Annotated in this window: 24 protein-coding genes; 2 read left to right on the top strand and 22 right to left on the bottom strand. The window is 60.9% G+C overall.

All coding sequences use genetic code 11. The features are described from left to right. The first annotated feature begins 261 nt into the window (after positions 1–261). Both ACTQ40_RS00120 and ACTQ40_RS00115 read left to right on the top strand, forming a co-directional pair. Positions 262–2,757 (top strand): DUF3656 domain-containing U32 family peptidase, encoded by a 2,496-nt coding sequence (locus ACTQ40_RS00120; protein WP_441044592.1) that lies wholly within the window; start codon positions 262–264, stop codon positions 2,755–2,757. Between the two features lie 15 nt (positions 2,758–2,772). Then, positions 2,773–3,432: an RluA family pseudouridine synthase gene (locus tag ACTQ40_RS00115; protein ID WP_441044590.1), complete on the top strand. Its 660-nt coding sequence runs from the start codon at positions 2,773–2,775 to the stop codon at positions 3,430–3,432. Between the two features lie 444 nt (positions 3,433–3,876). Here ACTQ40_RS00115 and ACTQ40_RS00110 read toward each other — a convergent pair whose 3' ends face one another. The 22 genes from ACTQ40_RS00110 to rpoB form a co-directional block, all read right to left on the bottom strand. Further along, positions 3,877–4,623, bottom strand: coding sequence for a DeoR/GlpR family DNA-binding transcription regulator (locus tag ACTQ40_RS00110; protein ID WP_427717633.1), 747 nt, complete (start codon positions 4,621–4,623; stop codon positions 3,877–3,879). 3 nt (positions 4,624–4,626) lie between these two features. After that, the gene (locus ACTQ40_RS00105; protein WP_427747868.1) at positions 4,627–5,706 is read right to left on the bottom strand and encodes a Gfo/Idh/MocA family protein; all 1,080 of its coding nucleotides are present in this window, start codon (positions 5,704–5,706) and stop codon (positions 4,627–4,629) included. A gap of 548 nt (positions 5,707–6,254) precedes the next feature. Continuing rightward, positions 6,255–6,560, bottom strand: a complete 306-nt coding sequence (rplX, locus tag ACTQ40_RS00100; RefSeq protein ID WP_006235043.1) for a 50S ribosomal protein L24 — start codon at positions 6,558–6,560, stop codon at positions 6,255–6,257. Between the two features lie 13 nt (positions 6,561–6,573). Further along, on the bottom strand, positions 6,574–6,942 hold the full coding sequence (gene rplN, locus ACTQ40_RS00095; RefSeq protein WP_117734331.1) for a 50S ribosomal protein L14: 369 nt from the start codon (positions 6,940–6,942) through the stop codon (positions 6,574–6,576). Positions 6,943–7,060: 118 nt separating this feature from the next. Then, on the bottom strand, positions 7,061–7,321 hold the full coding sequence (rpsQ, locus tag ACTQ40_RS00090; protein WP_006235040.1) for a 30S ribosomal protein S17: 261 nt from the start codon (positions 7,319–7,321) through the stop codon (positions 7,061–7,063). Between the two features lie 16 nt (positions 7,322–7,337). Next, positions 7,338–7,553, bottom strand: coding sequence for a 50S ribosomal protein L29 (gene rpmC / locus ACTQ40_RS00085; protein WP_006235039.1), 216 nt, complete (start codon positions 7,551–7,553; stop codon positions 7,338–7,340). Beyond that, complete coding sequence (gene rplP, locus ACTQ40_RS00080) at positions 7,553–7,990, bottom strand: 50S ribosomal protein L16 (RefSeq protein ID WP_370450531.1); 438 nt, start codon at positions 7,988–7,990, stop codon at positions 7,553–7,555. Before rplP ends, rpmC begins: the two co-directional genes overlap by 1 nt. Next, positions 7,990–8,700, bottom strand: coding sequence for a 30S ribosomal protein S3 (rpsC, locus tag ACTQ40_RS00075; protein ID WP_154514689.1), 711 nt, complete (start codon positions 8,698–8,700; stop codon positions 7,990–7,992). The genes rplP and rpsC overlap by 1 nt, the downstream gene beginning before the upstream one ends. A gap of 6 nt (positions 8,701–8,706) precedes the next feature. Then, a complete protein-coding gene (gene rplV, locus ACTQ40_RS00070; protein WP_006235036.1) occupies positions 8,707–9,078 on the bottom strand; it encodes a 50S ribosomal protein L22 in 372 nt (123 codons plus the stop codon). Between the two features lie 14 nt (positions 9,079–9,092). Beyond that, on the bottom strand, positions 9,093–9,353 hold the full coding sequence (rpsS, locus tag ACTQ40_RS00065; RefSeq protein WP_006235035.1) for a 30S ribosomal protein S19: 261 nt from the start codon (positions 9,351–9,353) through the stop codon (positions 9,093–9,095). Positions 9,354–9,385: 32 nt separating this feature from the next. Continuing rightward, positions 9,386–10,216 (bottom strand): 50S ribosomal protein L2, encoded by an 831-nt coding sequence (gene rplB, locus ACTQ40_RS00060; RefSeq protein WP_117583062.1) that lies wholly within the window; start codon positions 10,214–10,216, stop codon positions 9,386–9,388. Between the two features lie 179 nt (positions 10,217–10,395). Next, entirely contained in the window at positions 10,396–10,683 is a 288-nt protein-coding gene (gene rplW, locus ACTQ40_RS00055; protein ID WP_006235033.1) for a 50S ribosomal protein L23, read from the bottom strand. Further along, positions 10,684–11,310, bottom strand: a complete 627-nt coding sequence (gene rplD, locus ACTQ40_RS00050) for a 50S ribosomal protein L4 (protein ID WP_006235032.1) — start codon at positions 11,308–11,310, stop codon at positions 10,684–10,686. A gap of 46 nt (positions 11,311–11,356) precedes the next feature. Then, positions 11,357–11,977: a 50S ribosomal protein L3 gene (gene rplC, locus ACTQ40_RS00045; RefSeq protein ID WP_089572481.1), complete on the bottom strand. Its 621-nt coding sequence runs from the start codon at positions 11,975–11,977 to the stop codon at positions 11,357–11,359. Between the two features lie 458 nt (positions 11,978–12,435). After that, positions 12,436–13,056, bottom strand: coding sequence for a histidine phosphatase family protein (locus ACTQ40_RS00040; RefSeq protein WP_441563043.1), 621 nt, complete (start codon positions 13,054–13,056; stop codon positions 12,436–12,438). A 39-nt stretch (positions 13,057–13,095) separates the two neighbouring features. Next, positions 13,096–14,250, bottom strand: a complete 1,155-nt coding sequence (locus tag ACTQ40_RS00035; RefSeq protein WP_441563042.1) for a cation diffusion facilitator family transporter — start codon at positions 14,248–14,250, stop codon at positions 13,096–13,098. A gap of 140 nt (positions 14,251–14,390) precedes the next feature. Continuing rightward, positions 14,391–14,699 carry a 30S ribosomal protein S10 gene (gene rpsJ / locus ACTQ40_RS00030; RefSeq protein ID WP_427717612.1) on the bottom strand — a complete coding sequence of 103 codons (309 nt, stop codon included), beginning with the start codon at positions 14,697–14,699 and terminating at the stop codon, positions 14,391–14,393. A 60-nt stretch (positions 14,700–14,759) separates the two neighbouring features. Further along, the gene (gene fusA / locus ACTQ40_RS00025) at positions 14,760–16,859 is read right to left on the bottom strand and encodes an elongation factor G (RefSeq protein ID WP_154514697.1); all 2,100 of its coding nucleotides are present in this window, start codon (positions 16,857–16,859) and stop codon (positions 14,760–14,762) included. A gap of 19 nt (positions 16,860–16,878) precedes the next feature. Next, positions 16,879–17,352, bottom strand: coding sequence for a 30S ribosomal protein S7 (gene rpsG / locus ACTQ40_RS00020; RefSeq protein ID WP_006235013.1), 474 nt, complete (start codon positions 17,350–17,352; stop codon positions 16,879–16,881). Between the two features lie 73 nt (positions 17,353–17,425). After that, positions 17,426–17,803: a 30S ribosomal protein S12 gene (gene rpsL, locus ACTQ40_RS00015; RefSeq protein ID WP_154514699.1), complete on the bottom strand. Its 378-nt coding sequence runs from the start codon at positions 17,801–17,803 to the stop codon at positions 17,426–17,428. A gap of 437 nt (positions 17,804–18,240) precedes the next feature. Further along, positions 18,241–22,716 (bottom strand): DNA-directed RNA polymerase subunit beta', encoded by a 4,476-nt coding sequence (locus tag ACTQ40_RS00010; protein WP_370450532.1) that lies wholly within the window; start codon positions 22,714–22,716, stop codon positions 18,241–18,243. Between the two features lie 6 nt (positions 22,717–22,722). After that, positions 22,723–26,151 carry a DNA-directed RNA polymerase subunit beta gene (gene rpoB, locus ACTQ40_RS00005; protein WP_229770619.1) on the bottom strand — a complete coding sequence of 1,143 codons (3,429 nt, stop codon included), beginning with the start codon at positions 26,149–26,151 and terminating at the stop codon, positions 22,723–22,725. Positions 26,152–26,675: the final 524 nt, after the last annotated feature.

Raw genomic sequence — 26,675 nt, 5'->3', positions numbered from 1 at the left:
GCGTTCGCACCGGGAGGCACAGTTCGGTCTGAACACCGCGCTTGATTGGGATAGTAGGGGATGATTACGCCAGCTGCAAGATAATTATCAGAATGCGAGAATATTTTATCGCCCAACGGCGCGCACGGGCCGCTGAACGGTTCTCCACGGGGTCAGCCAGCCCAGGCTACTGAAGACTTTGTCCTGCTTAGGCTGCGGGCATCGCCCATCGCGACGACGCCACTATACTTTTGTGTATCTGAGCATTTTGAAAGGCAGGATATGACCACAACCGCCAGCCGAACCACCAACCGCAGGCCCGAGCTTCTGGCCCCCGCCGGAGGCCCGGAGCCCTTTGCCGCCGCGCTCGCCGCCGGGGCAGACGCCATCTACTGCGGCATGGGCAGCTTCAACGCCCGCCGCAAGGCCACCAACTTTACCGATGAGGCCTTTGAGCAGGCATGCCGCGCCGCGCACCTGGCCGGCTCGCGCGTCTACGTCACGGTCAACATCGTCATCAAGCAGTCCGAGATGAGCGATGCACTGCAGCTCATCCACCGCTGCTCCACGCTGGGCGCCGACGCCTTTATCATCCAGGACTGGGGCCTGTTCTTTGAGGTCAAGCGCACCATGCCCGGCATCGAAACCCATATCTCGACCCAGGCGAACATCCACGATGACCGCGGAACCATCTGGTGCCGCGAGCAGGGCGCCGACCGCGTGACCCTCTCGCGCGAGCTTTCCATCGACGAGATCGCCGCCATCCACGACGCCGCGCCCGACGTTGACCTGGAGGTCTTTAGCCACGGCGCCATCTGCTTTTGCTACTCGGGCCTGTGCCTGCTCTCGAGCTTTGCCATGGCGGGCCGCTCGGCCAACCGCGGCATGTGCGCTCAGCCCTGCCGTCTGCCCTACGAGCTGATCGACGAGAACGGCCGCACGCTCTCCCCTACCGGTCGCGAGCGCGCGCTATGCCCGCGCGACACCAACACTTCACAGCTTGTTCGCCGCCTATATGACGCCGGCGCCGCATCGCTCAAGCTCGAGGGCCGCATGAAGGCGCCCGATTACGTGTACTCCATCGTCGATGTGTATCGTCATCAGATCGATGACATGCTGGCCGGGGCCGTCGTAGATAAGGACGAGGACGCCGCTCGCCAGCGCCAACTCAAGCGCTGCTTTAACCGCGACTTTACGCACGCCTATCAGGACGGCACCTCGGGCGACGAGATGATGAGCTACGAGCGCTCCAACAACCGCGGCCAGATTGTGGGCACGGTGCTGGGCAGCCGTATGGCCAACCGCGACGTGCGCGGGCTCAAACCCGACGACCGTCGTCGCCGCGCCGCCATCGCCCGCATTGAGCTGTTTGAGCCCGTGGGCAAGGGCGACTTGTTGGAACTTCGCCACGACGACGAGTTCGACCAGTTCCTGACTGCCATCGCCGCCGATGATGCCGCCGCCGGCGACATCATCGAGTGCCGCGTTCCCCGCAGCATGCCCGAGGGCTGCCGCGTGCGTGTGATTCGCAGCCAGCGCGCCATTGACGCTGCCGGCGCTGCGCTCAAGCGCGACGTGCTACGCCGCCGCGCCGTAGACGTGTCCGTCGCGGCGCGCCTAGGCGAGCCGTTTACCGTCACGCTCACCTGCTGCGACGACCCCACGCTCACCGCCACCGCCACCGGCTTTACCGTCGAGGCCGCCAAGACCCGCGCGGTTGAGGCGTCCGATCTGGTGGAGCACGTCGGGCGTATGGGCTCCTCTCCCTTTGAGGCCGCGAGCTTTGACGTGGCGCTCGATGAGGGCTGTGGCATGGGCTTCTCCGCTGTGCACAAGGTGCGCGCCGCCGCTTGCAAGGCGCTCGAGGAGGCCATTCTGGCGCCTTACGAGGAGCGCGCCCACACGCTCGAGCTGCCGGCGATTGTCACCAGTGATTCCCGCCCCGCGCCCGAGCACTACCGCGATGAGCCGCAGATCTGCGCCACCGTCACCTCGCTCGAGGCCGCCGAGGCAGCGCGCGCGGAGGGAGCCGCGCGCATCTACATGACCACCGACGCGCTCGATGCGGCCGGGCTCTCCCCCGCCGATGCGTTTGAGCAGGGTATTGTTCCCGTGCTCGATGAGGTCTGCCGCGCCGTCGACCACGCGCGCGTCGACCCGTGGGTCGTTGCCGGTGCCACGGTCGCTATTGGCAACATCTCTGAGCTTGCCCTGGCCGCCCAGGTTGGTGCCACGGCCGAGATTCGCTCTTGCCTGCCCGTGCACAACACGCCTTGCATGGAGGCACTCGCCGAGCGCGGAGCCGGGGCGTTTTGGCTCTCGCCCGAGATCACGCTCGACGAGATTATCTCGCTTGGTACCTCCGCGCCCGCGGCCCTGGGCATCACCGTTTTCGGCCGCCCGCGCGTTATGACGAGCGAGCACTGTATCCTGCAGGTGGCCAACGGTTGTATCCACGATTGCGCCCACTGCCGCCTGCGCGCCCGCAAGCTGTCGCTCAAGAATATCGACGGCAAGGTCATGCCGGTGCGTACCGACATCCACGGCCGCTCGCGCCTGTACGACGCCTACCCCATCGACCTCACACCGCAGGTTCCACAGCTGCTCGACGCCGGCGTGCGCCGTCTCATGGTCGACGGAACCCTGCTCGAGGCCGATGAGATTGGCCGCGCCGTCGCACGCGTCCGTCGCGCCGTCGAGGCCGCGCAGGCCGGCCGTAAGCCCGCCGCCCGCCTGCGCGGCGCCACTTCGGGCTGCATATTTGTGGGAATTAGCTAACCGAAAGGCTTACACGTGAACGAAGAACCCCAAGTCCTCTACTGCGACGCCTGGCTCATGGCCATCGATAAGCCCGCCGGCATGATCGTCCACGGCGACGGCACCGGCGAGCGCACGCTTACCGACTATGCCAGCGACCTTTTGCTGGCGATGGGCGACGGCTTTGCCGCGACCGACATGCAGCCGCTCAACCGCTTGGACCGCGACACTACCGGCGTGGTGCTGTTCTCGCTCGACAAGCAGACGCAGCCCGCCTTTGACCAGATGGTCATCGACCACGCCTTCGAAAAGCACTATCTGGCGCTCGCCGAGGGCAAGATCGACTGGAACGAAAAGCTCATCGACAAGCCCATCGCCCGCGATCGCCACGATAGCCGCAAGATGCGCGTCGGCGCCAGCGGCAAGCCGTCGCAGACGCACGTCAAGGTGCTCAAGCGCCTTAAGAGCCGCCGAGGCCTGCCCACTCGTTCGTATATCGATGTTGAGCTGCTCACCGGCCGCAAACACCAGATCCGCGTGCACCTGGCAAGCGAGCGCCATCCCCTGGTTGGCGACGACCTGTACGGAACGCCGCGCCCCTGTGGCCTCATGCTCCACGCCCACAGCGTATCCTTTACCCATCCCGTAACCGGCGAGCACATCTACATCGAAGCCCCCTGCCCCTGGGAACCCTAAAACCTGCCAAAAAGGGACAGGTTTATTTTGGCAGGTTTTATCTGGGCAAACGTCAAGCCGCCACGATGGCTCAGCCGCGGCCCCAAAACATCTCGATCTGTAACAGTTAGAACCCATTTTCCGGTCTATCTGTTACAGATCGAGACATTCAAATCCCCCTCAAGGGAAAATCTCGATCTGTAACAATAACTCGGCAAAATCGATCCCAGATGTTACAGATTGAGACAAAGGGATGGCGCGGTTCGGAAGTATCTCAATCTGTAACATCTAACCCACTTTTAACGGTCCAGTTGTTACAGACTTAGACAAACCGGCGGACAACGAAAGCGGCAACGCCTGTGATGGACGTTGCCGCTTTTCTATTGAGAAAACTACTCGGTTTTCGTTACGAACCACCACAATGGGGACAGGCACCTTTGTGATGGTTTTGGCCTTGTCCCGTCGCTAGACCGTGATGACGTTGTCCATTGCCCGATACTTGGCGGGCACCTCGCCCGCGGTAATAATCGTTGCGTCGCGAAAATCTGCGAACTTGACAGGCGCCACCATGCCAAATTTACTGGCGTCAGAGATTACAAAGCGCTTGGCCGTATGGCGCATCGAGATGCGCTTAACCTGCGCCTCCTCGATATCGGGCGCCGTGAAGCCCTGCTCGGCGGCAATGCCGTTAGAACCCCAAAAGCCACAGTTGAAGTTGTAGCGGTCTAAGGTTGCCAGAGCATCGGGACCGACGAGTGCTTCGGTCTCGGGCTTGAGCTCGCCGCCTAGTACCACGGTACGCATGCCGCGCAAAGCGAGGTGCTGAGCATGGAGCACGGAATCGGTCACATAGGTGACATCTTCAAGGTGTGGAAGATGCTCGATGAGCTTGAGCGTCGTCGAGCCCGAGTCGATGTATACAAAGCTCTCGGGCTCCACCAGCGCCGCGGCGCGGGCGCAGATACGCTCCTTATCGTCGTTATGGAGGTCGCTGCGCTCATTGAGCGTTAGGTCGCGCGTCACGTGCGCGCGCTCAAGACTTGTCGCTCCGCCGTGGACCTTGGCGATACGGTGTGCTCGATCGAGCGTCTGCAGGTCGCGCCGAATGGTAGACGCCGTTACGCCCAGGGTATCGGCAAGCTCTTGCACGGTAACCGAGCCAGCCTGCTGGACCATTGACACGATCGCGTTGAGCCTATCCTCCGCAAGCATCGCTTACTCCTCCTCGGGGTACACGACTCCCCAGTCGGCGCGGAGCTTGGTCATAAGCTCCATAACATCAGAAGCGTAATCCAGAAGCTCGCGCTTCGAATCATCGCCGGCAACGGCCTTCTCCAGGTCGGCCATCTCGTAGCACAGAGCGTATGCCTCGGTGCCGGTGTGGACCTCCTCACGGTGCCCGTCCGCAGTCCACACGATGGTCGCGTGATCGGCACGCGGATACTCGTTGACCTCGATATAGCACTTGTCAAAGCTGATGACCGAGCGCTTGGGCTGCTTGGAGTGAAGTGTAAGGCTCACCACGCCCAGCTGCTGCTCGGCATTACGGCAGACGATGCCGCCCGCAACGTCAACGCCGGTCTCACAGGTGTTGCCGAGCGAAACGACCTCAACAGGCTGGCTTGCCATAAAGAGGCGCATGACGGACAGGGCATACACGCCAATATCGAGCATGGCACCGCCAGCAAGGTTGCGATTGTAGAAACGGTTGGTCAGGTCGCCGTATTCCTTGTAGCTGCCAAAGTTGAGCTGAGCGAGGTTCATGCGGCCAAACTCGCCGGCATCCATGCGGCGGCGCAGCTCCCGATACAAGGGCATGTGGAGCACCGTGGTGGCGTCCATAAGGACCACGTTATGCTCGTCGGCAATGGCACGCGCTTCGTCGAGCTCGGCGGAGTTGAGGGTGATGGCCTTTTCGCAAAGCACGTGCTTGCCAGCTGCCAGAGCGGCGCGCAGGTAGGTGATATGCGTGTTATGCGGCGTGGTGATATAAACGGCGTCGATGTCGGGATCGGCGTAGAGGTCCTCAACCGTCTCGTACACCTTCTCGACGCCATACTGCTCGGCAAAAGCCTGGGCCTTGGAAAGCGTACGGTTGGCGACGCCCGCAAGCTTGCGGCCGGCAAGGGCGAGAGACTGGGCCATCTGGTTGGCGATAACGCCGCATCCGATCACGGCCCAACGAAGCTCGGGAGCCGTAAAGATGTCGTTAGGGAACGGCTTGTCCTGGACCGAGGCAAACGCCGCCTTAGCGGCTGCTTCGGCGTCGAGCGGAGCCTGTTTGGAATCTGTCATCATGTGCCTCCTGAGTCATCGGAAGTTCTTCATTTCCAACAGCCTTATATTCGCACAAATTTGCGCGTATTTGCTTGTATTTGCGTGTTTATTTGTTTATCGGTTATTATTAAACCATAATTAGCAGATATTTGCGCGGCTATGCGCATTATCGCGCAAGGCTCTGTGCGTAAATACGCATGCATCGATCGTTATGATGCAGAAAAAGGCGGAACACCAAAACCCCTAAAGGCAAAGCAGGCTGTCTTACTCTGCCCCCGAGGGGCATCAGACATCAAAAGATCATCCCTAACTGCCGGCACATAGGGACTGTCCCAGGCTGCCGAAACCTGGGGGCGTTCCCCGTACGACGCTTTCGTGGCAAGACTGTCCCCATCAACTAGCCGTTTAAGAACGTCCCCAACGACTAGTCATTTAAGTCTGTCCCCAATGAGTTTAGCCACTCATTTATGTCTGTCCCCAATGAGTACCCAATGAGTAGGGATAGAAAAAGGCCCGGGTGCCGTGGCATCCGGGCCTTTGCTAGCAACTTAGATGTTGCGGGCAGCTTAGAACTTGTGGCCGCACTTCTTGCAGACGCGCAGCTTGTTCTTGCCGTCCTTCTCGTGACCGACGCGGGTAACCTTACCGCACTCGGGGCAAACGAGATTGACGTTGGAGGCATCGATGGGAGCCTCCTGCGAAACGATGCCGCCCTGCTGGTTGGCAGCGTTGGGCTTGACGGCCTTCTTGACGACCGAAACGCCCTCGACAACGACCTTGTTCTCGGCGGGGAGAGCACGCAGGACAACGCCCTGCTTGCCGCGATCCTTACCAGAGAGAACCTGGACCTTATCGCCCTTCTTGATATACATATATCTCCCCTAACTACAGGGTCTCGGGAGCGAGCGAGACGATCTTCATGTACTTCTTGTCACGAAGCTCGCGAGCGACGGGCCCGAAGATACGGGTGCCGACGGGCGAACCATCGTTGTTGATGACAACGCAGGCGTTATCATCAAAGCGAATGTAGGAGCCATCCTTGCGGCGGATCTCCTTAACGGTGCGAACGACGACGCAACGGACAACGTCCTTCTTCTTGACGTTGGCGCCAGGGGTAGCCTCCTGGACAGCACCGATGAACACATCGCCGATGCCTGCATAACGACGCTTGGAACCGCCAAGCACCTTGATGCAGCGAATCTTGCGAGCGCCGGAGTTGTCGGCGACGTTCAGCATGGTTTGCATCTGAATCATGGTAGATGTTCCTCCGAACTAAGAACCGAAGAGAGGTGCGCAGCCTTTATGCGGCCCGTGGTATGCAAGCCAGGCATACGCACATCTTCGGAAACGTACAAGTCGTAAGAGCGACTGCTTATTTAGCGCGCTCGACGACCTCGATGAGGCGCCAACGCTTCATCTTGGACATAGGACGGGTCTCCATAACGCGGACGGTGTCGCCCACGCCAGCCGTGCACTCCTCGTCGTGAGCGTGCAGCTTCTTGGAGCTGGTCATCATCTTGCCGTACTTGGGGTGACGCTTGCGCTCGGTGATGGTGACAACGATGGTCTTGGCACCGGAGACGGAGGTAACGACACCCGTACGGACCTTACGCGAGTTACGCGAATCAGTCATATTCTCTCCTTAGGTCCTACTCGGCGACAGCGGACTTCTCCGCTGCGATCTCGCGGGCGCGCTGCTCCGTGAGGACGCGAGCGATGTCCTTCTTCACGGTGTTGACGCGAGCGGTGTTGTCCAGCTGGCTGGTGGCCATCTGGAAACGAAGGTTAAAGAGCTCGGCGCGCATTTCCTTCAGCTTCTCAACGAGCTGAGCGTCCGAGAGCTCACGAATCTCTGCGGGCTTCATTAGTTCTCCTCCTCGGCCGTCTCTGTAGCGGCAGGCTTAGCGACGATCTTGGTCTTGATGGGGAGCTTGTGCTGCGCCAGACGCAGAGCCTCGCGAGCGACCTCCTCGGGCACGCCCTTGACCTCGAACATGATGCGGCCGGGCTTGACGACGGCCACCCACTCCTCGGGGTTACCCTTACCAGAACCCATGCGAGTCTCGGCAGGCTTCTTAGTGATGGGCTTATCGGGGAAGATCGTGATGTAGACACGACCGCCACGCTTCATGTAGCGGGTCATGGCAATACGAGCGGCCTCGATCTGACGGTTGGTGATCCAATGGGCCTCGAGAGCCTGGATACCAAACTCGCCGAAATGCAGCTCGGTATTACCCTTGGCCTGGCCCTTCATGGAGCCACGCTGCACCTTGCGGTGAAGAATACGCTTAGGGGCAAGCACTACTGACCCCTCCTCTCGGAGTTACGACGACGAGGACGGGAAGAGCCCTCGAGTGCAGGGTTGGGAACAGGCTGGCCCGGGAGCTTCTCGCCCAGGTAGATCCAGACCTTCACGCCGCAGGCACCCATGGTGGTGCTGGCGACAGCCGTGCCGTAGTCGATCTTGGCACGGAGGGTGTGCAGAGGCACGCGACCCTCACGGTACCACTCACGACGGCCCATCTCGGCACCGCCGAGACGACCGGAGCACTGGATACGGATGCCCTTGGCGCCGGCCTTGCGGGCGGACTGGACAGCCTTGCGCATGGCGCGACGGAAGGCAACGCGGCCCTCGAGCTGCTCAGCGATAGACTGAGCAACGAGGTTGGCGTCGAGCTCGGGGCGCTTGATCTCGACAACGTCGACGGAGAGCTGGCCCTTGGAGACGCCAGCGACCTTCTCGAGCTCGGTGCGGAGGGTATCGATCTCGGCACCCTTCTTACCGATAACAACGCCGGGGCGAGCGGTGAAGATGATGACCTTCACCTTGTCGCCAGCGCGCTCGATCTCGACGCGGGAGACAGCTGCGCGGGAGAGACGCTTCTCGAGGTACTTGCGGATCTCGAGATCGTTACCGAGGGTCTTAGCGTAATCCTTCTCTGCGAACCAGCGGGAGCGCCAGTTCTCGGTGATGCCAAGACGGAAGCCGGTGGGGTAGACTTTCTGACCCATACAGCTTTACGCCTCCTTTCGAGGAGCAACGACGACGGTGATGTGGGAAGTACGCTTCAGAATGCGAGAAGCGGAACCCTTGGCGCGGGGACGGATGCGCTTAAGCGTCGGACCCTCGTCAACATAGGCAGCAGCGACAACCAGGTTGTCGGCACGCAGACCGTTGTTGTTCTCGGCGTTCGCAACGGCGGAACGGAGAACCTTCTCGACATCCACGGCGACGGCGCGGTCGCAGAAGTGGAGGATGTCGAAGGCCTGAGCGACAGGCTTGCGGCGGATCAGATCGACCACCAGGCGGGCCTTGCTGGGGGAAACACGCACGTACTTAGCGACGGCGCGAACCTCGGTGGCCTCAGTTTCAATAGACTTAGTTGCCATTTACGGTTAACCCCCTATTTGGCCTTGTGGCCACGGAACGTACGAGTCGGCGCAAACTCGCCGAGCTTGTGACCAACCATGGACTCGGTAACATACACGGGCACATGCTTGCGGCCGTCGTGGACGGCGATGGTGTGACCAACCATCTCGGGGAAGATGGTGGACGCGCGGGACCAGGTCTTCACGACGTCCTTCTTGCCAGCCTCGTTCATCGCGGTGATACGCGAGAGAAGGCGAGTCTCCACGAACGGGCCCTTTTTGAGACTTCTGCTCATAAGTGCTTTCTCCTAAAACTCGGTATCCGAAATTACTTCTTACGGCGACGAATGATGTGCTGGTTCGAGACCTTCTTCTTCTTGCGCGTACGAAGGCCCTTCGTCGGCTTACCCCAGGGGGTAACAGAGGGACGACCAGAGGTGTGGTTCTTGCCCTCGCCACCGCCGTGCGGGTGGTCGACAGGGTTCATGACGGTACCGCGGACGGTCGGGCGCACGTTCATGTGACGCTTACGGCCGGCCTTGCCGATGACGATGTTGGCGTGATCGGCGTTGCCGACCTCACCGACGGTGGCGCGGCAGGTAACGAGGATGCGGCGCATCTCGGAGGAAGGCATACGGACGATGGCGTACTTGCCCTCCTTACCCATCAGCTGGCAGGAGTTACCGGCGGAACGGGCGATAGCGGCGCCCTTGCCCGGCTGGAACTCGACGGCGTGGATGAGCGTACCGACGGGGATGTCGGCGAGGGGCAGAGCGTTGCCCGGCTTGATGTCGGCGTCAGAACCGGACATGACGGTCTGACCGACCTCGAGGCCCTTGGGGGCCAGGATGTAGCGCTTCTCACCGTCAGCATAGTGCAGCAGAGCGATGCGAGCGGAACGGTTCGGATCGTACTCGATCGTGGCAACCTTGGCGGGCACGCCGTCCTTGTTGCGCTTGAAGTCGATCACGCGGTAACGACGCTTCACGCCGCCGCCCTGGTGGCGGGTGGTGATGCGGCCGTTGTTGTTACGACCGGCCTTCTTGGGCAGGGGCTCGAGAAGAGACTTCTCGGGCTTGGTGCAGGTGATCTCGGAGAAGTCGGAGATCGTCTGCCAACGCCTACCAGCGGAGGTCGGCTTAAGGTGCTTTACAGCCATTACAATCCCTTTCAATAGGTATCCGTTAGCCATCGCAGACAGGGATTCGAGGTTCTGCCTCGGGTGCGATGACACCGGACGTATACACGGTTCCGGGCGTGTCCATTTTATACGCCCAAAACCTTGAGCTCTCGCCTCCCCTATTTGGGAGGCATGAGCTCACTCAACAGCAGCGAGTCTTAGGCCTGGTTGCCAAAGACCTCGATGGTGTCGCCCTCGGCCAGCGTAACGATGGCCTTCTTCCAAGAACGGGTCTTGCCGGCGACATAGCGCACGCGCTTGGTCTTGGGCTTGACCGTCAGGGTGTTCACGCGAACGACCTTGACGCCGAAGATCTCCTCGACAGCGTCCTTGATCTGATACTTGTTAGCATCCTTGGCGACCTCGAACGTGTACTTGTTCTGCTCCATGCCGGAGAAGGAACGCTCGGACACGATCGGACGAATGATGATCTCGTGGGCGGTCATTTATGCAAGCACCTCCCCGAAGTGAGCGGCGATGTCGGCGGGCATCAGCACAGCGTTGTTGTTGACGAGATCATAGGTGTTGGCCTCGTCGGCAGTGATGATGAACGTCTTGGGAATGTTGCGGAACGACAGGTAGGCGTTGACGTCCTCATCGCGAACGATGATGGTCAGACGCTTGCCCTCAAGGCCAAGAGCCTTGAGCATGGCAACGGCAGCCTTGGTGGAAGGCTTCTCGAAGCCGTAGTCGTCGACGAGCACGAGCTCGCCATCGGCCAGCTTGGCGGACAGCGCAGAGCGCATAGCCAGCTTGACCTCCTTGTTGTTCATACGCTTAGCGTAGGAACGGGGCTTGGGGGCGAAGACAACGCCACCGTGACGCCACTGGGCAGCACGGATGGAACCCTGGCGGGCACGACCGGTGCCCTTCTGACGCCAAGGCTTCTTGCCGCCACCGGAAACCTCAGAGCGGCCCTTAGCGGACTGGGTGCCCTGACGCCAAGAGGCCATCTGGCACTTGACGATGTGGTGCATAACGTGGATGTTCGGCTCGATGCCGTACACCTCAGCGGCGAGCTCGGCCTCGGCGACCTTCTTGCCCTCGCTGTTCTTTACTTCAAACTTTGCCATTTAAGTGTTCTCCTTGGTATGACGCTGGGCTAAATGGGCTGGGCCCTTAGGCCATACGGATGGCGACGAGACCATTCTTGGCACCCGGGACAGCGCCCTTGACCAAGATGAGGTTCTGCTCGGCATCGATGCGGACAACGGAAAGGTTCTTGACGGTAACGCGCTCGTTACCCATGTGGCCGGCCATCTTGACGCCCTTGAGGACGCGCGCAGGATAGGCGCACTGACCGATAGAACCGGGGTGACGCTGGAAGTGAGAACCATGCGTCATAGGACCGCGGCGCTGACCCCAGCGCTTGATGCGACCCTGGAAGCCCTTACCCTTGGAGGTACCGATGACGTCGACCTTCTCGACATCAGCGAAATCAGCGACGGTGACGACCTCGCCGACCTTGTGCTCCTCGCCGTTCTCGACGCGGACCTCACGAAGGAAGCGGACAGGCTCGACGCCGGCCTTGGCGAAGTGACCAGCCATGGGCTTGTTCACGTTCTTGGCCTTGATGTCGCCGAAACCGATCTGGACGGCGTCGTAGCCGTCGGTTGCCTGAGTTTTAACCTGCGAGACAGCGCAGGGGCCAGCCTGGATGACCGTGACGGGAACGACGTTGTCGTTCTCGTCCCAAACCTGGGTCATGCCAATCTTGCGGCCGAGAATCATGCTGATCAAGATATGATCCCAACTCTCGCGTGGTCTTGGGACAATGCGTACACCACCGAGCGTACGCCCCTAGAGGACCACTACTTACACGACGTGCTCCCCAGCCTTGTATTGCGTCCGGACTACCTGACAACCCTATTAAGCAGGCATTTTGTCCAGCCAGAATACTCCCCTGGTTTCACACAGCTGTTTAGTATACACGGCTGCGGGCGTATCCATCGAGATTCATATTTCACTCACATTGTTTACGCAGGTAAAGTGCGTGGCACGTTCCCAGTGTGCGGCGGAGGGGGCGGGCCTGAGACATATTAAGGTTGCTGCTCTACAGTCCTGCTCACGACGGAGAGCACATTAAGTGCTCTCCTGTTCGTGCGGAACTCGCGACAACCTTAATATGTCTCAGGCCCGCCCCCTCCGCCGCACACTGGGAACGACACGTTGATGTCTGCTTAACTCTGCTCGCTCAGCTAATGACTTTGTTGGGGATCCACAATTTGCTGCAAGGTGAACTTGCATTGGGGCGTATCGTCCTCTTCTCGCGCATCGTCGAAATCGAAGATCATGATGGCGCAGTTGGGGAGTTTTGCTGGGAGCTCGAAACCCTCTGGGGCTGCAGCCTTGATGAATTGGCGGCTGGCGCTGCCGTGGCTTACTGCTAGAAGGGTTTCGATGCCCTCGGCGCCCATGAGATTGGTGAGGGTGTCTACCATGCGTTCTTGTAGCGCGCGGCTTCCTTCTCCTCCAAAGGGGACCAAATCCTCGCCCGGATCCCAAACGTCGGTAGGCAATGCGTCGTGCGGGCCTTCCTCGAAGGTCCCATAGCCGCGCTCGATGATGCCTTCGCAGGGTTCGACAGTGGCATCCGGACCGAAGATCTCGCATGCGACGAGACTTGCCGTGTCCATGGCTCGGCCTAAAGGCGATGAGACCACTTTGTCGGGGACAACGCCGTGGGCTTTGAGCCATTCGGCTGCCGCTTGGGCCTGTTGACGGCCCAAATCGGTAAGCGGTGAATCACAGCGACCCTGGACGAGCTTTTTGACGTTGAATTCCGTCTGGCCGTGGCGGAGCAGATACAGCCTCTTCATATTCTCCCCTTCTGTATAACGTGCTTTGCCGGCGCAGACCTACTCGTGGGTATGCCCTACGTAGTCATCGTCGATCGTAATCTTGGCAATCGACTTGGGATATTCCGATTCGACCCTCTGGGCCAACGCGTGCCTGAGCTCATCGGACCCCATGCCCAAATCCGAGGGACGCACGCAGTCAAAGATCACGTTGGTGTGCGTAGGACCCGGCACACAGCGCAGGTCATGAATCGAAAGGCGGCTATCGATCTGTTGGGCCATGGCGTGAATGCGCAAGCGCATGCTCGCCACCTTGGGGTCATCGGTCACGATGGGATCGTAGTGAAGCGTGACAATCATGTCGTCTTCGTCCCTAAATGCCTGTTCAATGTTATCGAGCGTGTCATGACTTTCCAGCGGGCTGGCCTCGGCCGCCATCTCGGCGTGAGCGCTTGCGAACTTCCTGCCCGGACCGTAGTCGTGAACCATTAGGTCATGAACGCCCAAAACGCCAGGGTAGCTCATGATCTTGCCGCGAATATGTTCGACCAGCTTGGGATCGGGCGCCTGACCCAAAAGCGGGCTCACCGTATCCTGGATGAGCTCAAAACCGCTCCAGCCAATATAGGCGCCAACGGCAAGGCCGACCCAAGCATCAAGATTGATATGCGTCACCTGCGAAACAATTGCGCACGCTAACACGGCGCCTGTGGCAAGGACATCGTTCTTGGAATCTTGCGCGGTCGCATGCAGCGTCTCAGACTCAATACGGTCACCGAGCTTTTGGTTGAGGGCCGCCATCCACAGTTTAACAACCATCGAAAGCGCCAAGACTGCCACCAGGGCAAGCGAGAACTCGACGGGTTCGGGGTGGACGATGCGCTCAAACGAGGACTTCACCAGTTCGAGGCCGATGAGCAGCACGAGCGCCGCCACGACCAGACCCGAGAGATACTCGTAGCGGCCATGGCCGTAAGGGTGCTCGGGGTCTGCCGGCTTGCCCGCCAGCTTAAAGCCAAGCACGCTCACGATGTTTGAGCTGGCGTCGGACAGGTTGTTCATGGCGTCCGCCACAATCGAAACTGATCCCGACAGCACGCCAATTGCACCCTTCGCAGCGCATAGTGCCACATTAGCGAGAATACACACCACGCCCGCCAACGTGCCCACGCGCGCACGGTCGCCCTGCGCACGACGAACGATCCACTCGACCATCTATATCTGCCCCCAACAGTTTTACTCATACACCCGTTTGTCGAATAGCTCAGTAGTGTAGACCCTTTACCCCATCGATACAAAAAAGGCCGCAACCCTTAGGGCTGCGGCCTTACAAATCGCACTATCGAGCAAAAAGCTTAGAGCTTGATGTCGATGTCGACGCCAGCGGGGAGGTCGAGACGCATGAGCGAATCAACGGTGCCCGAGGTGGGGTCGAGGATGTCGATGAGGCGCTTGTGGGTGCGCATCTCGAACTGCTCGCGGGAGTCCTTGTCCTTGTGCGGCGAGCGGATAACCGTGTACAGGTTGCGCTCGGTGGGCAGGGGGACAGGACCGGAAACGCGAGCGCCGGTCTTCTGAGCGGTCTCGACAATGAGCTTCGCGGACTGATCGACGACCTCGTGATCATAGCCCTTGAGGCGAATGCGGATCTTCTGGGTAGCCAACTTAAACCTCCAAAGAGTGCGAGAGATGTTCTCGCGGATTACGTAACAGGGAGCTCGAACTTAGGCGTTCTTGCTCATGACCTCGTCCACGATGGACTTGGGCGCAGGCTCATAAGAGTCGAACTGCATCGTGTAGGATGCACGGCCCTGGGTCTGGGAGCGAAGGTCGGTAGCGTAACCGAACATCTCGCCCAGCGGCACCTTGGCACGGATGAGCTTGGTGTTCTTGCGATCCTCCATGCCCTCGATCTTGCCGCGGCGACCGGAGAGGTTGCCCATAACGTCGCCCATGTACTGCTCGGGGGTCTCGACCTCGACAGCCATGATCGGCTCGAGCAGCTGCGGATCGGACTTCTTGAGGGCGTCCTTGATAGCCATGGAACCGGCGATCTTGAAGGCGGCCTCGGAGGAGTCGACCTCGTGGTAAGAACCGTCGAACAGGGTGACCTTAACGTCGAGGACCGGGAAGCCGGCGATAACACCGGTGTTCAGGGCCTCCTGGATGCCCTTGTCGATGGACGGGATGTACTCCTTGGGCACGACGCCGCCGACGATAGCGTTGACGAACTCGTAGCCGAAGCCCTCCTCCATCTTCTCGAGCTTGATGACGGCGTGGCCGTACTGACCGCGACCGCCGGACTGACGGACGAACTTGCCCTCAGCCCTCTCGACATCGTGACCAGCGGTCTCGCGGTAGGCAACCTGGGGCTTACCGACGTTAGCGTCAACCTTGAACTCACGGAGCAGACGGTCAACGATGATCTCGAGGTGCAGCTCGCCCATGCCGGCGATGATGGTCTGGCCGGTCTCGTGGTTGGTGGACACCGTGAAGGTCGGGTCCTCCTCGGCGAGCTTGGTCAGAGCCAGGGACATCTTGTCCTGCTCGGCCTTGGTCTTGGGCTCGATAGCAACGTCGATAACGGGCTTAGCGAACTCGATCTTCTCGAGGACGATCTCCTTGCCCTCGGCGCACAGGGTGTCACCGGTGGTGGAGTTCTTGAAGCCAACGCAGGCGACGATGTCACCGGCGCAAGCGTCGTCACGGTCGATACGCTCGGCGGCGTTCATCTCGAGGATGCGGCCGAGGCGCTCGCGCTGACCGTTGGAGGCGTTGACCACGTAGGAGCCGGACTCGGCGCGACCGGAATAAACGCGGACGTAGGTGAGCTTACCGACGAACGGGTCGGTCATGATCTTGAAGACCAGGCCGGAGAAGGGCTCGTCGAAGGAGGGATGACGCACGATCTCCTCGCCGGTTTCCGGATCGGTACCGGTGACGGCCTCAACGTCGAGCGGGCTGGGCAGGTAGTCGACGACAGCGTCGAGCAGCTCCTGAACGCCCTTGTTCTTGTAGGCGGAGCCCACAAAGACGAGGTTGAGCTCGTTGGCCAGAACGCCCTTGCGCAGAGCAGCCTTGAGCTCCTCGACGGTGAAGTCCTCCTCCATGAGGATCTTCTCCATGAGCTCGTCGTCAAAGCTGGCAGCAGCGTCGAGGAGCTCCTCGCGCTTGGTGGCAGCGATGTCGGCGAACTCAGCCGGGATCTCATCCATCGGCTCGGGGTAGGTCATGCCCTTCTCGTCGGCCTTGAAGTCCCATGCAGTCATGGTGACCAGGTCGATGACGCCCCAGAAGTTGTCCTCGGCGCCCATCGGGACCTGAGCGGCCACGGCGTTGGCGTCGAGACGATCCTTCATGGTCTCGATAGCGTTGAAGAAGTCAGCGCCCACGCGGTCATACTTGTTGATGAAGGCGATGCGGGGAACGTTGAAGGTAGAAGCCTGACGCCAAACGGTCTCAGACTGGGGCTGGACGCCGGCAACGGCGTCGAAGACGGCGACAGCGCCATCGAGGACACGCAGGCAGCGCTCGACCTCGGCGGTGAAGTCAACGTGGCCCGGGGTGTCGATGATCTGGATGCGGTAGTCCTTACCGTCCTTGTTCCAGAAGCACGTGGTAGCAGCGGAGGTAATGGTTACGCCGCGCTCCTGCTCCTGAACCATCCAGTCCATGGTGGCAGCGCCCTCATGGACCTCACCGATCTTGTGGGTCTTACCGGTGTAGTAAAGAATACGCTCGGTCGTGGTGGTCTTACCGGCATCGATGTGGGCCATGATGCCGATGTTACGGGTATCGGAAAGCTTGTGCTTAGCCTTAGCCATGTTAGTTCCTTACCTTAACTTACCAACGATAGTGAGAGAACGCGCGGTTGGCCTCGGCCATCTTGAAGACGTCCTCACGCTTCTTGACGGAAGCGCCCAGGCCGTTGGAAGCGTCCAGAATCTCGTTTGCGAGACGCTCAGCCATGGTCTTCTCCTTGCGAGCGCGGGAGAAGTTGACGATCCAGCGGATGCCCAGAGCGGTGGAACGACGGGAGTTGACCTCCATCGGGACCTGATAGGTAGCGCCACCGACACGCTTGGGCTTAACCTCGAGCGTGGGCTTGACGTTGTCCATAGCCTTCTTGAAGGTAGCGAGAGCGTCGCCACCCTCGGACTTCTCGGCAACGATCTCGAAAGCGGTGTAAACGATGCGCTCAGCGGTGGCCTTCTTGCCGTCAAGAAGGACCTTGTTGATGAGCTGAGTCACCAGGCGGTTGTTGTAAACGGCGTCAGGCTGAACCTCACGACGATTAGCTGCTGCACGACGCGGCATGTGAAATCTCCTTAAGTGTCTACCGTGCGGCGCTTAGGCGGCACACGGCGAAAGTATCAAAACGTTATCTGGCTTATTTGGCCTTGGGGCGCTTAGCACCGTACTTGGAACGGGCCTGCATACGGTTCTGGACCGGAGCAGCATCGTAGGCGCCACGGATGACGTGATAACGGACACCAGGGAGGTCACGAACACGACCGCCGCGGACGAGCACGATGGAGTGCTCCTGCAGGTTGTGGCCCTCACCCGGAATGTAAGCAGTAACTTCGATGCCGTTGACGAGGCGAACACGGGCAACCTTGCGAAGAGCCGAGTTCGGCTTCTTGGGGCTCGTGGTGAAGACGCGGGTGCACACGCCGCGCTTCTGGGAGTTGTGCTGCAGAGCAGCGTTCTTGGACTTCTTGGGCGCGGAACGACGGCCCTGGCGAACCAGCTGGTTAATAGTAGGCAAAGCGTACTCCTTCTCGAATGATTCCAGCTTTCTGTAAAGTGCAACGGCTTGAATCGAGGGGTCAGCATCCCCCTACGAAACACGCAGTTCGATAGGATACGTGCCGTTAGCTGTGTCGTCAACAGACCACGCCGCCGGGCGTATCCTAAAATAGCCACATTTCCGCAAAGCCTACACAAAAGGAATCCCCTCCTGTGCGCGAGGGCGGATCCCGGGACGGGCGGCATAGGGGTTAAGTTTGCTGCTCTACAGTCCTGGCTCGCACGGAGGCCACATTAAGTGGCCTCCGGCTCGTGCGGAACATGCGACAAACTTACCCCCTGGGCCGCCCGTCCCGGGAATCCGACGTGCTCGTCAGGGCAACGTTCCCCAACAAAAAAGACCCGCTTCCCTGTTGGGGAGCGGGTCTTTGGAAGGGCGGTTAACGTACTAGGAAATTACTCCCCGTCGTTGTCCTTGGCCTCTTCGGCGTCGTCGGTGTCCACGAGCTGGTTGAGCAGCTCGTCGAGGGAAGCCATGTCCTCGTTGATGGCACCGTTGGCGGAAGCCTTCTTGTCGTCGATCGGGGCGCCCAGGAGCTCCTCGTCGGCATCGGCGTGATGCGTCGGAGCGGAGGTGCCCAGCAGGATGTCATCCGGACCGTCGGGGCTAAAGACCATCTGCAGCAGCTGCGAGAGGTCTTCCTCGTCGGCAACGTCGTCGTTGTTCTCGAGGATGTAGAGCAGGTCGTGGGCCTCGAGGCCGTCACGGAGCTCCTCGATCGCCTTGGCACCGATGCCATCGATGCGCAGCAGATCCTCCTCGGACTTGCCAACCAGGTCGCCGACCGTCTCGATGCCGACCTCACTGAACTTGTTGGTCCAGCGCTGCGACACGCCCAGGTCGTCGAACAGGTACAGGCGAGCCTTCTCGGCGGAGATGGTGTGGCCGTTGCGGGTGAACGAACCGTCGGCACCGCCAAACTCGTCGTAGCCGGCCCAGTCGAGCTGCTGAGGGAGCCGCTCGTCCAGGTCCTTGAGCTCCACGGGGGCCCACTCGGGCAGCGACTTGGCGTTGGGCGAAGCCGGACCATCGATGTCCACGTAGCCGTCGGCCGTGCGATACGTCAGCTTGGCGTTAGCGTACGGCTTGAGGCCGGTACCAGCCGGGATCTTCTTACCGACGATGACGTTGGACTTAAGGTCGAGCAGGTGGTCGACCTTGCCCTCAATAGCAGCCTCGGTAAGGACGCCGGCGGTACGGATGAACGAAGCGCTCGACAGCCAGGAGTCGATGTTGGACGCAACCTTGAGCGTACCCAAGATGACGGGCTCAGCCACGGGAGCCTGACCGCCCAGACGGGCAACGCGCTCGACCTCGTCGGCGAACTCGTAGCGGTCGACGTACTGACCAAGCAGGTACTTGGAGTCGCCGGGGTTGGTGATCTGAACGCGACGCAGCATCTGACGTGCGAGCACCTCGATGTGCTTGTCGTTCAGGTCGACGCCCTGGCTGGTGTAGACGTCCTTGACGCTCTCGACGAAGGTGTGCATCGTCGACTCGATGTCGGTCAGCTTGCGCAGGTTGCGGAAGTTGACGAAGCCCTTGGTGATCTGGTCGCCGGCGCGAACCTCGCAGCCGTCCTCGATCTCGGGCATAAAGCGCACCGAAGCGGGGACGCGACGCTCGTCGAGGACACGGGTGTGATCCTCGGAGTCGGTGAGCGTCAGCACGTACTCGGACTTCTCGGGCTTAATCGAGAGGTGGCCGGAGTACGGAGCCAGCTCGGCCTCGCGACCCAGGATCTTCTCGTTGACGTTGCCGACGATATCGAACATACGGCTGACCGTAGGCAGACCCTGCGTAATATCGTCGACGCCAGCGACGCCGCCGGAGTGAATGGTACGCATCGTAAGCTGCGTACCGGGCTCGCCGATGGACTGGGCGGCAATAATGCCGACTGCGGTACCGATGGCGACCGGACGACGGGTGGAAAGATCCCAGCCGTAGCACTTCTGGCACACGCCGTACTTGGAGCGGCAGGTGAGCAGCGCGCGAAGCTTGACCTTCTTAAGGCCCGCATCGACCATCTTCTGGATGTCGGCGACCTTCTCGATATAGCCGTCCTGCTCAAAGAGCACGGTGCCATCGGGAGCCACGACGTCCTCAATAAAGCAACGGCCGACAAGATCGGTGTTGAGGTCGGTGGTGCCGGGGATGATGAGGTTGTAGGTGACGCCCTCGTGCGTACCGCAGTCCTCCTCGCGGACGATGACGTCCTGGGCCACGTCGACCAGACGACGGGTCAGGTAGCCAGAGTCCGAGGTGTGGGATGCGGTATCGACCAGGCCCTTACGGGCGCCGTAGGTCGAAATGAAGTACTCGAGCGGCAGCAGGCCCTCGCGGAAGTTCGCCTTAATGGGAAGGTCGATCGTCTCGCCGGACATATCTGCCATCAGGCCACGCATGCCGCCGAGCTGACGCAGCTGGGTCTTAGAACCACGGGCGCCGGAGTCGGCCATCATGTACAGCGGGTTCTCCTCGTCGAACATGTCGAGCATGAGCGCTGCAACCTTGTCGGTACAAGCGGTCCACTCGTTAACGACTTCGATGTGGCGCTCCGTCTCGTTGATGAAGCCCTCCTCGAAGTACTCGTTGATCTGGTCGACGTTGGCCTGGGCGCGGTCGAGCAGCTCCTGCTTCTCGGCAGGGATGAGAGCGTCCCACACCGAGATGGTGAGGCCGGCGCGGGTAGCGTAGTGGAAGCCGGAGTACTTGATAGAGTCGAGGATCGGGCCGACCTTGGCCTCGGGGTAACGATCGCAGCAGTCGGCAACCAGCTTGGCCACATCGCCCTTGACCATCTTGTAGTTCATGAACTCGTAGTCTTCGGGCAGGCACTGGCGGTTGAAGATGATGCGGCCGATAGAAGTCTCGAAGCGTGCGGTCTTGTTGCCGGTGACATCGTAGTCGACGAACTCGTTCTTGCCGTTCTTGACGCGGAAGATACGGGTACCGTCCTCGTTGATGACGTTGGCGTTCTCGGCGGACACGCGGACCTGAATCTTGGCCTGCATGTCGACCTCGGAGCGGCAGTCATAGGCGTGCAGCGCGTCGTCGAAGCTCGAGAACACGTGGTTCTCGCCCGGCAGACCGTCGCGGACCTGGGTCAGGTAGTACACACCAATGATCATGTCCTGCGAGGGGATGTTGACCGGCTTGCCGGATGCCGGCGAGCGCAGGTTGTTCGCAGAGAGCATGAGCACGCGGGCCTCGGCCTGAGCCTGGCTGGACAGCGGCACGTGGACAGACATCTGGTCGCCGTCGAAGTCGGCGTTGAAGGGCGCGCAGACCAGCGGGTGCAGGTGGATAGCCTTACCCTCGACCAGCACCGGCTCAAAGGCCTGGATGGACAGACGGTGCAGGGTCGGTGCACGGTTGAGCAGCACGACACGACCGTCGATGACCTCTTCGAGGATGTCCCACACAAAGGTGGCGCCGCGGTCGATAGCGCGCTTGGCGCCCTTGATGTTCTCGACCTTGCCAAGCTCGACCAGGCGCTTCATGACGAAGGGTTTGAAGAGCTCCAGCGCCATGGTCTTGGGCAGACCGCACTGGTGCAGCAGCAGCTTGGGGTCGGTAACGATTACCGAACGGCCGGAGTAGTCGACACGCTTGCCCAGCAAGTTCTGGCGGAAACGACCCTGCTTGCCCTTGAGGGCCTCGGCGAGCGACTTGAGCGGGCGACCACCACGGCCAGAGACCGGGCGCCCACGGCGGCCGTTGTCGAACAGGGCGTCCACGGACTCCTGGAGCATGCGCTTCTCGTTGTTCACGATGATCGCAGGGGCGTCCAGGTCGAGCAGGCGCTTGAGTCGGTTGTTACGGTTGATCACGCGACGATACAGGTCGTTGAGGTCGGACGCGGCGAAGCGGCCGCCGTCGAGCTGGACCATCGGGCGCAGATCGGGCGGAATGACCGGGATGACATCCAGAATCATGTTCGCGGGGCTGTTGCCGCCCTTCAGGAAGGCGTCAACGACCTCGAGGCGCTTGACGGCCTTCTCGCGCTTCTGCTTCTGGGAGTCCTCGTCGGCGATGATGGCCTTGAGCTTCTCGGCCTCGGAGGGGAGGTCGATGGCAGCGAGCAGGTCGCGGACGGCCTCGGCACCCATGCCACCCTTGAAGTACATGGAGTAGTAACGGGTCATCTCGCGGAACAGCGGCTCATCGGAGATGAGGTCGCGCTCGGTGAGCTTCATGAAGGCGTTGAAGGCGTCCGTGCGGAGCTGCTTCTCGTCCTTGCACTCTTCCTCGATGTCGACGATGCCGGAGGCGATCTCCTCGGGGGTCAGCGGCTCCTCGTCGGAGAACTCGTCAAAGTTCTCGGGGTTGCCCTGCTCCTTGAGGGACTCGATCTGGCGGGCGCACTCGGCATCGATCTCTTCCAGATCGGCGGCGAGCTCCTCACGCAGATCGTCAGCGTCGGCCTCGCGAGCCTCGTAGTCGACCTCGGTGATGATGTAGCTGGCAAAGTACAGAACCTTCTCGAGGTCCTTGGACTTGATGTCGAGCATACGGCTCATCGGGAAGCTCGTGGGGCTCTTGAAGTACCAGATGTGGGACACGGGAGCGGCGAGCTCGATATGGCCCATGCGGTCGCGACGCACCTTGGCCGAGGTGACCTCGACGCCGCAGCGCTCGCAGACGATGCCCTTAAAGCGGATGCCCTTGTACTTGCCGCAGGAGCACTCCCAGTCCTTGGCGGGACCGAAGATCTTCTCGCAGAACAGGCCGTCCTTCTCGGGCTTGAGGGTACGGTAATTGATGGTCTCCGGCTTCTTGACCTCACCGTGCGACCAGGAACGGATCTGGTCGGCGGAGGCAAGGGAGATCTTTACCGAGTCAAATTCAGTAGCTTCGAAATCTGCCACAGTCAACTACTCCTTATCAGTGGTCGTGGCGGCGACAGCCTCGGGTGCCTCGGCGGTCTCGGCATCCTGGGCCTCGACGTCGGCGTCAACGCCGGCGAGCGCAGCCAGGTCATCGAGGGCAGAGGTCTCCTCGGCGGTCACGGGGGCGGAGGCGTCCTCGTCGGCATCGCGCATGGGCTCGATGTCCAGTGCGAGGGAACGGATCTCCTTGACGAGAACCTTGAAGGACTCGGGGATACCCGGAACCGGGACGTTCTCGCCCTTGACGATGGACTCGTAGGTCTTGACGCGGCCCACGGTATCGTCGGACTTGACGGTCAGGATCTCCTGCAGGACGTTGGAAGCACCGTATGCGTACAGTGCCCAAACTTCCATCTCGCCGAAGCGCTGGCCGCCGAACTGGGCCTTGCCGCCCAGCGGCTGCTGGGTAACCAAGCTGTAAGGGCCAGTCGAACGGGCGTGGATCTTGTCGTCGACCATGTGACCGAGCTTGAGGATGTAGGACGTACCCACGGTAATGGGCTCGCGGAACTCCTCGCCGGTACGGCCGTCAAACAGGCGGGTCTTTCCGCGCTCGTCAAGCTGGGTGACAAACTCGGGGCGCATGTGATCGCCAAAGGCAGCGGTGGCCTTGTTGAGCATATTCTTGTTGGCACGACGGATGACCTCGGCGATCTCGTCCTCCTTGGCGCCGTCGAAGACGGGCGTCGCGGTAAAGAACGGACCGGGGACGTACTTGTCGGAATCGGCATCCTCGGTATCCCAACCGCAGGCAGCAGCCCAGCCAAGATGGCACTCGAGCAGCTGGCCGACGTTCATACGCGAAGGAACGCCCAGCGGGTTGAGGATAACGTCGATCGGGGTACCGTCAGCCATGTAGGGCATGTCCTCGACCGGCAGAACGTTACAGATAACACCCTTGTTACCGTGGCGGCCGGCAATCTTATCGCCCTGCTGGATCTTACGACGCTGGGCGACGTAGACGCGCACCTGCTCGTTGACGCCGGGGGCCAGGTCGTCGCCGTTCTCGCGGCTAAAGCGGACGACGTCGATGACGCGGCCGTAAGCGCCGTGAGGCATCTTAAGGGAAGTGTCGCGAACGTCATGAGCCTTGGCACCGAAGATGGCGCGCAGCAGGCGCTCCTCAGCAGTCAGAGCGCTCTCGCCCTTAGGGGTAACCTTGCCGACCAGGATGTCGCCAGGGCCGACCTCAGCGCCGATGCGGATGATGCCGTCCTCGTCGAGGTTGGCAAGCATGTCCTCGGAGAGGTTCGGGATCTCGCGAGTGATCTCCTCGGGGCCGAGCTTGGTATCGCGGGCGTCGATCTCGTGACGGGTGATGTTGATGGTCGTCAGCAGGTCCTCGGCCACCAGGCGCTCGGACACGACGATACCGTCCTCGTAGTTGAAGCCTTCCCACGGCATGTAGGCCACGGTGAGGTTCTGGCCCAGTGCGAGCTCGCCGTGATCGGTCGAAGGACCGTCGGCCAGAGGCTCACCCTGCTCAACGGTGTCGCCGACGCGCACGAGCGGGCGGTGGTTGATGCAGGTGGACTGGTTGGAGCGCTGGTACTTGGCCAGGTGATACTCGTCCATGCCGCCGGCATGCTTGACGATAATCTTGGAGGCGTCGGCAAAGATGACCTCGCCGGCGTTCTTGGCCAGGGTGACCTCACCAGAGTCCAGGGCGGCGCGGCGCTCCATGCCGGTACCGACATAGGGAGCGGCGGGGTGAACCAGCGGCACGGCCTGACGCTGCATGTTGGCGCCCATGAGCGTACGCTTAGCGTCGTCGTGCTCGAGGAACGGGATCAGCGTGGCTGCGACGGAGAGCATCTGGCGCGGCGAGACGTCCATGTAGTCGACGTCCTCGACGGGCACGTCGGCGGGAGCGCCGAAGGAGCCGTCGAAGTCGCGGGTACGGGCGATCACGGAATGCGGACGGACGATCTTGCCCTCGGCATCGGTCGTGATGAACTCGTTGGTCTTGGGATCGAGCGGCGTGTTGGCCGGCGCGATAACGTGCTTCTCTTCCTCGTCAGCGGTCATCCAGTCGATCTGGTCGGTGGCAACGCCGTTCTCGACGCGGCGGAACGGGGCCTCGATGAAGCCATACTCGTTGACGCGGGCGTAGAGGGCAAGCGAGCCGATCAGGCCGATGTTGGGGCCTTCGGGGGTCTCGATCGGGCACATGCGGCTGTAGTGCGAGTTGTGAACGTCGCGGACGGCCGTCGGCACGTTGGTGCGGCGGCTGGAGCCCGACTTGTGGCCGGCAAGACCGCCAGGGCCGAGTGCGGACAGACGGCGCTTGTGGGTCAGACCGGTCAGGGGGTTCGCCTGGTCCATGAACTGCGAGAGCTGCGAGGAACCGAAGAACTCCTTGATGGAGGCCACGATCGGGCGGATGTTGATGAGCGACTGCGGGGTAATCTCGTCGATGTCCTGGGAGCTCATGCGCTCACGGACGACGCGCTCCATACGGCTCATGCCGATACGGAACTGGTTGGCGACGAGCTCGCCGACGGTGCGGATACGGCGGTTGCCAAAGTGGTCGATGTCGTCAACCTTGAAGCCCTGCTCGCCGGCAGCGAGGGACAGAAGGTAGCGCAGCGTAGCGACGATATCCTCGTCGGTGAGCACCGTGACCTCTTCCTCGGTGGTGAGGTTGAGCTTCTTGTTGACCTTGTAGCGACCGACGCGGGCCAGGTCGTAGCGCTGCGGGTTGAAGAGCAGGCCCTCGAGCAGGCTGCGGGAAGCATCCACGGTGGGAGGCTCGCCCGGGCGCAGGCGACGGTAGATCTCGATAAGAGCATCCTCGCGGGTAAGGGCGGTATCGCGCTCGAGGGTGCGCTTGATCACATCGGAGTTGCCGAGCAGCTCGATGATGTCGTCGTTGGTGACGGCGATGCCAAGGGCGCGCAGGAACATCGTGGCGCTCTGCTTGCGCTTACGGTCGATGGAGACCATGAGCTGGTCGCGCTTATCGACCTCAAACTCAAGCCAGGCACCGCGGGACGGGATGATCTGAGCCTTGTAGATCTGCTTGCCCGAATCCATCTCGGAGCTGAAGTACACGCCCGGGGAACGGACGAGCTGCGAGACGACGATACGCTCGGTACCGTTGATGATGAAGGTGCCCTGATCGGTCATCATGGGGAAGTCGCCCATAAAGACGAGCTGCTCCTTGATCTCGCCAGTCTCCTTGTTGGTGAGACGGACGTCGGTCAGAAGCGGAGCCTGATAGGTCATATCCTTCTCGCGGCACTCCTCGACGGTATGCGCGGGGTCGCCAAACTGATGCTCGCCGAAGGTAACCTCGAGAACATGGTTCTGGCTCTGGATGGGGCTGGATTCCTTAAACGCCTCACGAAGGCCCTCGTCCTTAAAACGCTCAAAGGATTCCCTTTGAACAGAGATAAGGTTGGGGAGCTCCATGGCCTCCGGGATTTTCCCGAAGCTGACGCGCTTGCGCTCAGTGGCAGTGTATGCGTAGGTCACCAGGTTTTTCCTCCTTCACGGAAATGCTCGGTGGGTTGGCGAGGCATGGCTTCGCCAGTTATCGCAACCTAATAGTTTATCAGGTACCGACCGTTGGGCAAGAAAAGCCTTGACGCGATTGTGTTTTTGGAGTAGCAAAGTTTTTCGACAGAAAATACGCAGGTAGATGTGCTTATATCGAACATATGTTCATATATTTTCTGTGAACAGAGTTGCTGATGCGCGTCGCTGAATGGCGGAATGGCGGCGAAGGCTGATCGGGCGGAAACTGCGTCCCGTTTTGAGGCCTCAAACTGGGTCGTAGTTTCCGATTGAGCCCTGTTTGGGAAACTGTATCCCGTCCTGAGCCGGGGACTGCGGACGATTTCCTGGACCGCTAAATCGCGGCCATCCCCAGCGACGACCGGTAGTCGTCCGGTGTCGCGCCACCGAGCGCGTCGCTTGCCCGCTCGGAGTTGAAG

The organism is Collinsella sp. Sow4_D11, assembly GCF_052116465.1.
Taxonomy (GTDB): domain Bacteria; phylum Actinomycetota; class Coriobacteriia; order Coriobacteriales; family Coriobacteriaceae; genus Collinsella.
The sequence above is the reverse complement of the archived record's forward strand: the minus strand, read 5'-3'. Positions and strand labels throughout refer to the sequence as shown.